The organism is Pelobacter propionicus DSM 2379 (genome assembly GCF_000015045.1).
GTDB classification, from domain to species: Bacteria; Desulfobacterota; Desulfuromonadia; order Geobacterales; family Pseudopelobacteraceae; genus Pseudopelobacter; species Pseudopelobacter propionicus.
The window spans coordinates 2,293,163-2,304,855 of sequence record NC_008609.1; the positions used below are offsets into that span (position 1 = coordinate 2,293,163).

Consider the following 11,693-nt stretch of genomic DNA (forward strand, 5'->3'; position numbering starts at 1 on the left):
GTGAGCGGTCCCCATTAACCACTTCTTCCCTACTTGCCGTAAAACAGAAACGCCGGGCTGACAACCCGGCGTTTCCTTGCTCTATCTCTTCCCCGCCCCCCTATCATCCCCACCATTGCCCCGAATCCCGGTCAGACCCGGGGCGGTTTGATCAACCAGACGAGCAGCAGGATCAGGACGACCGCGCCGACCGCCACCGGCAGCAGCAGCTGATAATTGGAAGAAAGATACCCGAGTCCCCGTGCGATCATCCTTCCAAGGGACAGCGACAGAAACGTTGCGTATTCGACCATGCCCCCCTCCGTGCAACATGCAGGGAAAGTGTAGCAGAAAATGATCAGGCAGTAGCGGATGGATTGCGCAGGCGGCGCAGCAGGAAGGCACAACTGAAGAAGAGCAGGTTGATCAGCACGACCGTTGCACTGGCCGGAAGGTTGGTGACAAACGAGGTCAGGATGCCGGCCACTACCGAACAGCCCCCCTGGAACGCCGCCAGTACGACGCAGGCCCTGAAACTGCGCGCCAACTGCAGGGCCGAGGCGGCGGGCAGGATCAAGAGCGACGAGATCAGCATTATCCCCACCAGTTTCATGGCCAGAACGACCGAAAGGGCGGTCAACAGAACCAGCACCGCATTGATCAGGTTGGTGGCGACGCCGGAGACCCTGGCCAGTTCCTCGTTGAAGGTGATGGCCAAGAGTTCGTTGTAGTAGAGGACTAGCAGAGTCATCACCAGACAGAACAGGCCGGCCGATATCCAGACCTCTTCCGGGGTGATGGAGAGAATGTTTCCGAACAGGTAACTCAGCAGGTCGACGTTGTACCCTCCCCCCACGCTTGCCATGGTGATCCCCAGACAGATCCCCAGGGACGACACGATACCGATGGCCGCGTCACCGTTCAAGCGCGCCTTTTCCGTCAACTTGAGGATCCCCAGGGATGACAGCAGCACCACCGGCAAGGAGACCAAAAGCGAAGAGGCGGAGTACAGTTTCAGTGCCAGGGCGATGGCCGTGCTGCCGAAGGTGACATGGGCCAGGCCGTCGCCTATCAGCGACATGCGCCGCAGCACCAGGAAGACGCCCAGCACCGAGCAGAGCACCGCGATCAGCGTCCCCGCCAGCAATGCGCGCTGGATGAAGCCGTATGCAAGGATATCAATGAGATTCATGTCAATGCCTGTGGCACATCAGGTGCTGTGAATGCTCGCCGAAGAGAAGCGACATATCCGCTGAATGGCAGAATTCCTCGAAACTGCCGTAAAACAGGACCCGCTTATCCAGATAGAGCAGCTTGGAAGCGTACAGGCCGATGGTGCCCATGTCGTGGGTTACCAGCAGCACGGTCACCCGGCGATCCTGGTTGATGTCCCTGAGCAGACGGTAGAAACGTTCCCTGGTCTCGGGGTCGAGGGCAGCCGTCGGTTCGTCCAGGATCAGCAGTTCGGGATTGTTCACCAGTGCCCGCGCCAAAAGCACCCGCTGCTGCTGTCCGCCGGAAAGCTCGCCGATCAGTTTGCCCGCCAGATCGTGCACCCCCAGCTCATCCAGTATGCGCTCCACCCTATGGCGGTCATGACGCGTCATCCTGCGGGGGAAGCGTTTCAGCGACAAAAGCCCCAGGGCCACCGTCTCGGCCACCGTCGCCGGAAACACGGGGTTGAACAGCTTGACGTGCTGGGGGAGATAGCCGATCCTGCCCCACTGGCTGAAGCGCTCGCTGGGAACGCCGAACAACTCCGCGCTTCCGCTGCCGATGTCGTTCAATCCCATCAGTGCCCGTACCAGGGTGCTCTTCCCGGAGCCGTTGGGCCCCACGATGCCCACATAGTCGCCGGCCTGCACCGAGATGGAGACGTTCTCCAGCACCGGACCGCTGTAGTAGGAGCAGCCCAGGCGCTCCGTCCTGACTACTTCGGCCTGCATGCCAGCCCCTTTTGCAGATTGACCAGATTCCGATCCATCAGGCTGATGAAGGTCACCCCGGCCCGAAAATCGTCCAGCGCCAGATTATGCCCCCCGTGCAGCCTGAGCACCCGCACCCCTGCCTCGGCAGCCAGGGTTTCCGTCAGGCGGGGTGAGAGCAACTCCTCGGCGAACAGGTACTGGGCGCCGGACTCCCTGATGTGGCGCACCATGGCGGCCATGCGTGCGGCCGACGGCTCCGATTCCGACGAGACGCCGCTTAAGGAGCGGTAGGCCAGGTTGTAGCGTCGGGCCAGATACCCGAAGGCGTAGTGGCCGCCATGCAAAAACTCGCGACGTTCGCAGGATGCCAGTCCCCCGCGATAGCGCCTGTCCAGGTCAGCCAGCCTCGACTTCAGAGCGGAAGCATTGCCGCGGTAGTAGGCAGCATTAACCGGATCGGCGGCCGTGAAGCCGGACAGGATGTTGTCCACCATCAGCTGGGCGTTGTCCAGGTCGAGCCAGATATGGGGATCCAGGGCGCCGGCATGCTGGTGACCATGTTCATGGCCATCAGCATCGCCATCAGGGGTGACCGTCCGATAGCCTGCACCCTGGCCCGCGTTTATCACCCGCACCCGGTTCGGGTCCACTCCCTGGATGATCCTGGCTGCCCAGGGCTCCATAACCGGATTGGTGTAGACGAACAGGCCGGCACTGTTTATGCGCAGCATGTCATCAGGCCGGGGTTCGAAGCTGTGCGGCTCCATGCCGGGAGGCAGCAGCATGGACACCTGGGCACGCTCTCCGGCGATGGAACGGGCAAAGTCGTACAGCGGGAAGAGCGTGGTTACCACCCGCAACCTGCCATCCGCGGGGGGAGTAGTCCGGGGTCCGTCCGTACCGCCGCAGGCCGCCAAGAGAGCGATCAGGGCAAGGCAGAGCGCTGCCAGCGCCCGGCGAAAAGAGCAGGTGACGTTCTCCTGGTGTATGCTGTCATGGGTCATGCTGATTCTCCCGACTGGCCGCGCAGAGGCCGTTGATCCGCAGGATGGGGGAGGTTACGCGCACCCCGGAGCGTTGCGCGACCTCATCAAGCATTCCATCCAGGTCGCACCGTTCCCATCCTTCCAGCCTGCGGCAGAACTCGCAGACGAAGTGGTGGTGATCTGTATACCCCCCTCCCCCATGGCCCGTCAAGCGCCATCTGGACGAGAACAGCGGTGCCACGCGGCTCGACGTCACGACAATCACCCAAGCGAAGGCTGGACAAAACATTGAAAACAGGTAATGATACGCGGCGGATTCATACACACCACATACAGTAAATAAGGAGCAACTCAGATGAATCGCTACGACATGGAGTACCCGGCGACCACCGACCGGACCGTGGCAAGCCAGAACACTCTTGTCAGGCAGGTCTATGCCTGGATGGGGCTGGGCCTTACCCTCACCGCCCTGGTTGCGCTGGTCACCATCTCGTCCCCCGGACTTCTGGGGGCAGTCGCGGGCAACCGCCTAATCTTCTTCGGACTCATGATCGGTGAACTGGCCATGGTTGCCGTCCTCTCCGCCGCCATCAACCGTCTCAGCGGCAGCGCCGCGACACTGCTCTTCCTGGGGTATTCGGCGCTCAACGGCCTGACCCTCTCGGTCATCTTCCTGGTCTACACCGCCGATTCCATCGGCTCAACCTTCCTGATCAGCGCCGGCATGTTCGGCGCCATGAGCGTCTACGGCCACCTGACCAGCCGCGACCTGACCTCGTGGGGCAGTTTCCTCTTCATGGGGCTGATCGGCATAGTAATCGCATCCATCGTCAACATCTTCCTGGCCAGCGACGCGGTCTCCTGGATCACGTCGGGGATCGGCGTGCTCATCTTCACCGGCCTGACCGCCTACGACAGCTGGAAGATCAAGGCATTGGCAGCCCAGGGGCAGACGGGGAGGAAACCGGCCATTCTGGGCGCCCTGACCCTCTACCTGGATTTCATCAACCTCTTCCTGATGCTGCTCAGACTGTTGGGCGACCGTCGACGCTAGCAACGCATCGTCAGGGCTGAATGCACGGGCTGAACGCGCATTGTCGCGTTCAGCCCTTTTCGTATCAGCCCCCCCTTCGGACACGGAACAAGCGGCTGCCCACCCAGGGCGTTATAGGCTATGATAAAATGTACTGGAGATTGACTGGTGGATCTGTCCGCCGTTCGCTCCGGATCCCTGATCCTGTGGTTCAACGGTTCATTCCGCGGCAACCGGAAACTTGCCCCCCGGGCTCAAACAGTCCGGCTGCTTTTCGCTCCATTTCGCCGGGAACCACGACGGATCAAGGATAAGTCGCTCTCCACGGACAGATCCACCTGTCGGACAACAAGCACACCACGGAGGATGCCATGCCCGTACCTCCCCAGCTTCGCCAGATATCAGAAACAATATGGGAACTGCCCCGCTCCTTTCGCGACGGCATGCTGGTGCCGGCGCGCTTTATCACGTCGGAGAAGCTCCTGGCCGGACTGGAGAGCGGCGTGTTCGAGCAGACCGCCAACGTGGCCTGCCTGCCGGGCATCCTTAAGTACTCCTTCTGCATGCCGGACGGCCACTGGGGCTACGGTTTCCCCATCGGAGGGGTGGCTGCCATGGATTCAGACAGCGGAGTCATCTCTCCCGGCGGTATCGGCTTCGACATCAACTGCGGCATGCGCCTGCTGCTCACCAACCTCACCGAAGAGGAGGTCAGGCCAGTTATCAAGGAGCTGGTGGACAGCCTGTTCAGCCGCATCCCCACCGGCGTCGGCTGCAGCGGCTTCATCCACTGTTCCCGCAGCGAGTTCCGCAAGCTGCTTACGGAGGGGTCACGCTGGTGCCTTAAAAACGGCTTTGCCTGGCCCGAAGACCTGGAGTTGACCGAAGAGGGGGGCTGCTTCGAGGGCGCCGACCCTGGGGCCTGCAGCGACAAGGCCGTCGAGCGTGGCTACGACCAGGTCGGCACCCTGGGAAGCGGGAATCACTACTGCGAGATCCAGGTGGTGCGGCCGGAGAATGTTTTCGACAACAAGACGGCGGCTGCCTTCGGCCTGACCATACCCAACCAGGTGGTGATCAGCTTCCACAGCGGCAGCCGCGGATTCGGCCACCAGGTGGCCACCGACTATCTTGCGACGTTCCTGCGGGTGATGACCGGCACATACGGCATCAGGACCAACGACCGCGAACTGGCCTGTGCTCCTTTCCGTTCCCCCGATGGACAGGCCTACTTTGCTGCCATGAAGTGCGCCGTCAACATGGGATTTGCCAACCGCCAGATGATACTGCACCGCATCCGCGAGGTATTCTCCCGCGTCTTCAACCGCTCTCCCCAGGATCTAGGCATGGGCATGGTCTACGATGTGGCCCACAACACCGCCAAGCTGGAAACCCATGAGATAGACGGCGAAAAGCGGGAGGTGCTGGTGCACCGCAAGGGGGCCACGCGCTGCTACGGCCCCGCCATGGCCGGAATACCCGCGCGCTACCAAGAGACGGGGCAGCCGGTGATCATCGGCGGCAGCATGGAGACCGGCTCCTTTCTCCTGGCCGGAGAGTCAAGCGCGGCATCCACCTTTTTCACCACGGCCCACGGCAGCGGCAGGACCATGAGTCGCCACCAGGCTAAGAAAATGGTAAAGGGGCAAAAGCTTCTGGGTGAGATGGAGCAGCGCGGCATCCACGTGCGCACCTCCACCTATGGAGGGCTGGCCGAGGAGGCAGGCTTCGCCTACAAGGATATGGACGAGGTTGCCTCGGCCACCGAGATGGCGGGGTTGAGCCGGAGAGTAGCCAAACTGCTCCCCATGGGGAACATCAAGGGGTAGCCATGCCGTTCCGTTTTCTGGAGCATATCGCCACGGCGGACGTGGCCTTCGAATCATGGGGAGAGACGCTGGAAGAGCTGTTCGTTTCCAGCGCCGCGGCCCTGTTGGCCACCATGGTTCATGAGCCGGAGCAGGTGCTGCGCAGCCGGGAGGTGCGCATCGACCTGGAGAACGAGGAACTGGACCTGCTGCTGTTCGCCTTCCTGAACGAATTGGTGTTTCTGAAGGACGCCCGGGGGATCCTGCTCCACGGGGAGCGTGTCATGATAACGGAGCAGGAAGGGCTCCTCCGCCTGGAGGCGCTGGTCAGGGGGGAGCGGATCGACCCCTCGCGCCACAGGTTTCTGGTGGAGGTGAAGGCGGTCACCCTGCATCGCTTGGCGGTCGTCAATGAAGGGGGGCAGTGGAGGGCAACCGTGGTGCTGGATGTGTAGCCCACGAACAGCCCCCCTCCCCCTCAGAGCATGAAATCGGTGGAGAGGAAGTGGGACTTGCGTTCCTTGACGATGTTGGTGATGATCTCCCGGTTGGCGTCGGTCTCACGGGCCGCCACCACGATGCGGATGGAGAAGATGCGCAGGGCGTCGGCCACGGACTGGGTCCCCTCGGCGGAGTTCTTGCGGCCGTTGAAGGGGAAGCTGTCCGGGCTGCGCTGGCACTGGCTGTTGATGTTGATGCGGCAGACCTGGTTGACCAGGGCATCCACCAGTTGGGCCAAAAGGTCGCTGCTGCGACCGAAGATGCTGGCCTGCTGTCCGTAGTTGGAGGCAACCACATAGTCGATGGGCTCGCGGATGTCGTCGAAGGGGACCACCGGGATTAGTGGACCGAACTGCTCCTCGTTGTGGATGCGCATGGCCGGGGTGACTGGATAGAGCAGCGCAGGATTGAAGAAGGAACCGCTGCTGATCCCGCCGCCCCTGTTGACGACCTGGGCTCCGTGGGAGCGGGCGTCCCGGACCAGGTCGTTCAGGTGCTCGGGTTTTTCCGGTTCGGGCAGGGGGGTGACGGTGACCCCCTCCTCCCAGGGCATGCCGCACTTGAGAAGCGCCATGGCGTCGGCCATGCGCCGGAGGAACTCATTGACGATGGAGCGGTGCACGAAGAGGATCTTCAGGGCGGTGCAGCGTTGGCCGTTGTAGGTCAGGCTCCCCTTGATGCATTCCGAGACCGCCAGCTCCAGATCGGCGTCCTGCAGGATGATGGCCGGATTCTTGGCATCCAGCCCCAGCACGCAGCGCAGGCGGTGGGGACGGGGGTGGATGGCGCGCAGGGCATCGGCCACCCGGTGGGTGCCGATGAAGCCGAGCACATCCACCCGTCCCGAGGCCAAAAGCGGCGGAACGACCGCCTGGCCGTCGCCGTAGACCGTATTGACCACGCCTGGGGGGAAGCAGTCGCGGAACGCCTCCAGGAGCGGCTGAAACAGCAGGATGCCGAACCGGGGCGGCTTGAGCAGGATGGTGTTGCCCATGACCAGGGCCGGTATCAGGGTGGTGAAGGTTTCATAGAGCGGGAAGTTGTACGGCCCCATGCAGAGCACCACCCCCAGGGGGGCGCGGCGGATCTGGCCGATGATCCCCTGCTGGATAACGAAGCGGGACGAGACCCGGTCCAGTTCCTTGAGCGCCTCGATGGTGTCGCGGATATAGGAGAGTGCCCGTTTGAACTCACGCTCCGCCTCATCCAGGGACTTGCCGATTTCCCACATGAGCAGCCTGACGATTTCGTCATGCTTTTCCCCCATGGCGCGGGTAAAGCGCTGGATGCACTGGATGCGCTCCCCCACCGACATGGTCGGCCAGACGCCGCGGCCGTTGGCGTAGGCCTTGACCGCCACATCCAGGATCTCCAGGGCCGCTTCTTCGGAGAGCAGGGGCGTTTCCCCCAGGGTGCGGGGAACCGGGCCGTCGGGGGTGCGCAGGCAAACCGGCGACAGCACCTGTTGCAGGGGGCCATCCCAGCGGCGCAACTCTCCGCCCACAAGATAGCGGTCCTGCAGGATCGGAGCAGGCATGCGGTGCTGGGGAGGAATCTGCTCCTCTTCGGGGAACAGGGATTCAACGACCTGCTGCATGAGATGGAGATCGACTACCATGACAACTCCTCTTTTCATGAAAACCAGACAGCCCCGGCCGAAGGCTACGGGGCAGCGGTTGAGATACAGAGAACGGTCGGGATTGGGGATTGCAGCGACATGCGGTTCTTATGACGGGTATCTTCCGGAGAAAACCGGCCTTTCTGTATGCTGACGTGACAGCATACGTGATATCGCAGGAGGTTTCAATTGTTCATACGCCGGGGAGCCACTCCCAAAGGCCGTTTTTCCCTTCCGGTCCGAGGCACAAATCTCCGTATCAGGCAAACAACGGAACGCTGGAGCCGAGACCATGGGCAACGCTGGTAAACGCGTTGCGCTGCTCCAGTTTTTCCTTGCCGAAGCGCTGGGCGAACAGGGACTGGATACGGGGAATGCGCGACGTGCCGCCGGTCAGAAACACCGTATCCATCTGCTCCGGGGCAAGCCCTGAACCGGAAACCACCTCGTCGACGCAGTCGGCTATGCGCTGGAAGTTCTCCCCGTTGATCGCCTCGAACCCGTCCCTGTCGATCTCTTCGTTGATACACAGGTCGCGCTCCGAAAAACGGATCATTGCCCGCTCCTGGCCGGAGAGCTCGCACTTGGCCTTCTCGATGGCCTGGAACAGGAAAAAGCCGTAGTTGTCGCTGATAATGTTCTCCAGATTTTCGATGGCCCGGCGATCATCGGTGCTTCCCTTGATGACCCTGATATGCTCCCTGGTGGCCCGTGCCCGCAGGAGCGGGATGCGATGCCACTGGCAGAGGGTGTGGGTGATGCTCCTGGGCACGGAGACCCACTCGTCCTTGCCCAAAGTCTTGTATCGGGCGTACCGTCCGAAATGCCGGGCCACCCGGTCCCACATGATCTGGGAATCGAAGGAGTCGCCGGCAATGTAGACCCCGCCCAGAGAGAGCACATCCCCGCGCCGGTCGGAGCGTCCGGAGTCGCCACCCCGCACACGGATGACCGAGAAGTCGGAGGTGCCTCCGCCGAAGTCGCCGATGAACACGACCCGTTCCTCCCCCGATCGCAGGGTCTCCTCGAAAGTCAGCGCCGCCGCCACCGGTTCGTACTGGAACCAGATCCTGGAGAAGCCGGCCTTGCGGGCCGCCTTTTCCAGGCGCCGCTGGGCCAGACTGTCCTTGGCCGGATCCGAGGAGAACAGAACCGGCCGCCCCAGCACCACGCTGTCCACGGACCGCCCCACATGGTTCTCCCCCTGGGCTTTGATCCTCTTGAGGATGATTGCCACCAGGTCCTCGATGGCATAGCGCCTGCCAAACACCTCGGTACCGTCAAAGCTGCTGTTGGGCAGAAAGGTCTTGATGGATTGCATGAAACGCCCCCCTGCCCCGTCGTCCACATACTGGCGAATGGCCTCCTGGCCGGCGAAAATCTCATTTTCCTCGTTGAAATAGAGCACCGAACGCATCAGCGCAGCGGCCGTTCCGGCGCCATCCAGGGCAACCATTTCCACCGCGCCGTTGCGATACACCGAGAGCGCCGAGTTGGTTGTCCCGAAATCGATGCCAAAAACAATCTGCATGTACAAAGCCTCCGTTTCCCACAGACGAAAAAATCCGCGACAGACAGCGCCACTACGGCGTGCGGACAGGGATCGATCCAGAGGGAATTGTGCTGTGGTGGTTTATCCAAAGTGGGGGAAACGGGACGGCACCATCCGATTCAGCTTTCCAGCGGGGAATGGTTCCATCCTCTGCGCCGCATCAGTCTGGCACAGAGGATGACGTCTGATCATAACGGCGGGAAGCGAGGGCCGCCTAGTCCGCCAGCGGTCATTACAGGAGTTTCTCTCCCTCATCTACAGCGGGTACGCCAGCGGAGGGCAGTTGGGGAGGCGAGGCGTCTTCGTCCGCCTGGGTAGCGGAGACGCACGGCTCCTCGAAGCTGATCCTGCCCAGCTTACCGGAGCGCAATTCCCGCAGAAACGCCTCCGCAGCGCGGTTGTGGTCAACAGTTCCACCACTGATCAGGCATCCCAGGCGACGGCCGACAGCATCGAGCAGCGTGGTGGGGTTATCCGGAAGCTCGGCCAGCTTGTAGCGTTCCCTTATGGTCTGGGGATAGCGCTGCATCATGTACTCGGCCGCGAAAAGAGCCACGGTAACCACATCGAAGGCGCCGGAGCCGATGGCGCCGCTGGCTGCAAGACGTTTGGCGGCCACCTGGTCATCCATCTCCGGCCAGAGCACCCCGGGAGTGTCGGAGAGGATGATACCGTTCTTCAGGTCGATCTGCTGGGCGCAGGTGGTGATGGCAGGCTTGTCGCCGACCCTGGCCAGGGATCTTCCCGCCAGGGTGTTGATCAGGGTCGATTTGCCCACATTGGGAATTCCGAACACCATCACCCGCAACGGCCAGCCCGGCTTGCCGCGATGGGGCACCAGCCGCTGGCAGAGCTTGATCAGCTTCTTGGCATCGGCCAGTTGCCGCGCCGACAGCGGCAGGGCCTTGACCCCGGCCTGCGCCTCGAAATGGCGGACCCAGGCCTTGGTGATAGCCGGATCGGCCAGGTCGTTTTTGTTCAGCACCTTAATGCACGGCTTTGTGCGGCGGATCCCCTCCAGCAGATGATTTGAACTGGACGAGGGGAGACGTGCGTCCAGCACTTCGATAATAACGTCGATCCTGCGGACCGTCTCGGCCATCTGCTCCAGGGCCTTATCCATATGGCCGGGATACCATCGTATTGTCATAACGGGTCTTTCATCCTTAAGCGTTGCGCGGGAATCGTTGTCTCGCGGGAAATGGTGCAAAACATTCTAGCGGAGAGTCAGAACTTGATCTCCAGACCCACGCCAACGGACTGGGGAGTCGACGAGCCACTGTCGTGTGACTCGTCCGATCCAAGATCGAGAAATTTGTAGTCGAAGGTGAGTGATGACTTATCGCCCAAGAGATATCTGAAGCCTGCCTGCCCCGCCACACCGGTCCTGACTCGCACCGAATCGTCCGTTTTGATGTCGGGCTGATAGCTGTAACCCAACCCGGTCGCCAGATACGGCCTGAAATTCCCCAGGGAGCTTACCTGGTATCTGGCCACAAGCTGGCCGAACTGCTCCGCACCGGGATCGGTCCGCTCCGCTGTCAGGCTGTTGAACCCCAGCGAGAAGCCGCTCCGCCCGTCCTCGGCGAAAACGGTGCATATCCCCGCAAGATGGGTGCACCCCAGTATGACCACGACTATGTAAAGCTGAAAGGTTCTCATGGTTGAACCAGTATATGCCCTGCCCCGTTGCCCGGCAACATGCGGCACGACAAAAAAAGCCGACAGGAAACACGCTGTCGGCCCACTACTGTCCTATGGTACCAGAGGTCGGATTCGAACCGACAAGCCCTTACGGGCGGCAGATTTTGAGTCTGCTGTGTATACCGTTCCACCACTCTGGCGTGGTCAAGGACTTTACTGCATAATCCATGAATCAGTCAAGAACAAAGCATAAAAACAATCACCCACAAAAAAAGATATTGACAACAGCGGAACGCTCCGGTATACACAGGACTCCTTTGTGGGGCTGTAGCTCAGCTGGGAGAGCGCTTGACTGGCAGTCAAGAGGTCGACAGTTCGATCCTGTTCAGCTCCACCAAACAATTCAAGGACTTGGCAACGACGCCAAGTCCTTTTTTTGTTTTCACCCGTATAATGTACCGAGAATCAACCTGCCACAGCCATCCCCCATTCCCGTCATTTCACTCCCCAGACAGAAGTTACTGCGACAACACAGATCCCGTCATACGAGACGCCGCCAATGGAAAGCGCATCCCAGCTTTGTTTCCAACGCCCCCTGGTTTCGGCATGACAAGAGGATCGTTGACAACTTTCTGATCTCGTCT

12 protein-coding genes and 2 tRNA genes are annotated in these 11,693 nt (G+C 61.3%); 4 read left to right on the forward strand and 10 right to left on the reverse strand.

The window, feature by feature from the left end:
* Positions 1-131 precede the first annotated feature (131 nt).
* From PPRO_RS20895 to PPRO_RS20900, 5 genes are read right to left on the reverse strand one after another with little or no spacing between them, the layout of a single operon-like run.
* Entirely contained in the window at positions 132-293 is a 162-nt protein-coding gene (locus PPRO_RS20895; RefSeq protein ID WP_157039986.1) for a hypothetical protein, read from the reverse strand.
* A 44-nt stretch (positions 294-337) separates the two neighbouring features.
* The gene (locus tag PPRO_RS10615) at positions 338-1,171 is read right to left on the reverse strand and encodes a metal ABC transporter permease (RefSeq protein WP_011736006.1); all 834 of its coding nucleotides are present in this window, start codon (positions 1,169-1,171) and stop codon (positions 338-340) included.
* Between the two features lies 1 nt (position 1,172).
* A complete protein-coding gene (locus PPRO_RS10620; protein WP_011736007.1) occupies positions 1,173-1,925 on the reverse strand; it encodes a metal ABC transporter ATP-binding protein in 753 nt (250 codons plus the stop codon).
* Positions 1,910-2,911 carry a metal ABC transporter solute-binding protein, Zn/Mn family gene (locus PPRO_RS10625; protein ID WP_011736008.1) on the reverse strand — a complete coding sequence of 334 codons (1,002 nt, stop codon included), beginning with the start codon at positions 2,909-2,911 and terminating at the stop codon, positions 1,910-1,912. Before PPRO_RS10625 ends, PPRO_RS10620 begins: the two co-directional genes overlap by 16 nt.
* The gene (locus tag PPRO_RS20900) at positions 2,901-3,149 is read right to left on the reverse strand and encodes a helix-turn-helix domain-containing protein (RefSeq protein WP_157039987.1); all 249 of its coding nucleotides are present in this window, start codon (positions 3,147-3,149) and stop codon (positions 2,901-2,903) included. The genes PPRO_RS10625 and PPRO_RS20900 overlap by 11 nt, the downstream gene beginning before the upstream one ends.
* 99 nt (positions 3,150-3,248) lie before the next feature.
* On the opposite strand from PPRO_RS20900, the gene PPRO_RS10630 reads away from it, so the two are divergent.
* The 3 genes from PPRO_RS10630 (at position 3,249) to PPRO_RS10640 (ending at position 6,189) form a co-directional block, all read left to right on the forward strand.
* Complete coding sequence (locus tag PPRO_RS10630) at positions 3,249-3,947, forward strand: Bax inhibitor-1/YccA family protein (protein WP_011736010.1); 699 nt, start codon at positions 3,249-3,251, stop codon at positions 3,945-3,947.
* 350 nt (positions 3,948-4,297) lie between these two features.
* Positions 4,298-5,755, forward strand: a complete 1,458-nt coding sequence (locus PPRO_RS10635; RefSeq protein WP_011736011.1) for an RtcB family protein — start codon at positions 4,298-4,300, stop codon at positions 5,753-5,755.
* Positions 5,756-5,757: 2 nt separating this feature from the next.
* Positions 5,758-6,189: an archease gene (locus PPRO_RS10640; protein WP_011736012.1), complete on the forward strand. Its 432-nt coding sequence runs from the start codon at positions 5,758-5,760 to the stop codon at positions 6,187-6,189.
* A gap of 23 nt (positions 6,190-6,212) precedes the next feature.
* On the opposite strand, the gene PPRO_RS10645 is transcribed toward PPRO_RS10640, so the two are convergent.
* The 5 genes from PPRO_RS10645 to PPRO_RS10665 all read right to left on the reverse strand — a co-directional run bounded on the left by PPRO_RS10645 (position 6,213) and on the right by PPRO_RS10665 (position 11,249).
* Positions 6,213-7,853, reverse strand: a complete 1,641-nt coding sequence (locus tag PPRO_RS10645) for an NADP-dependent glyceraldehyde-3-phosphate dehydrogenase (protein WP_011736013.1) — start codon at positions 7,851-7,853, stop codon at positions 6,213-6,215.
* A gap of 259 nt (positions 7,854-8,112) precedes the next feature.
* Positions 8,113-9,384 (reverse strand): Hsp70 family protein, encoded by a 1,272-nt coding sequence (locus tag PPRO_RS10650; protein ID WP_011736014.1) that lies wholly within the window; start codon positions 9,382-9,384, stop codon positions 8,113-8,115.
* Positions 9,385-9,637: 253 nt separating this feature from the next.
* Positions 9,638-10,555: a ribosome biogenesis GTPase YlqF gene (gene ylqF, locus PPRO_RS10655; protein ID WP_011736015.1), complete on the reverse strand. Its 918-nt coding sequence runs from the start codon at positions 10,553-10,555 to the stop codon at positions 9,638-9,640.
* 77 nt (positions 10,556-10,632) lie between these two features.
* Positions 10,633-11,067, reverse strand: a complete 435-nt coding sequence (locus tag PPRO_RS10660; protein ID WP_011736016.1) for an outer membrane beta-barrel protein — start codon at positions 11,065-11,067, stop codon at positions 10,633-10,635.
* Positions 11,068-11,163: 96 nt separating this feature from the next.
* Positions 11,164-11,249 (reverse strand) — tRNA-Leu (locus PPRO_RS10665).
* A 121-nt stretch (positions 11,250-11,370) separates the two neighbouring features.
* Between PPRO_RS10665 and PPRO_RS10670 the strand changes: the two genes are divergently transcribed.
* Positions 11,371-11,446, forward strand: a tRNA-Ala gene (locus tag PPRO_RS10670).
* Positions 11,447-11,693 lie beyond the last annotated feature (247 nt).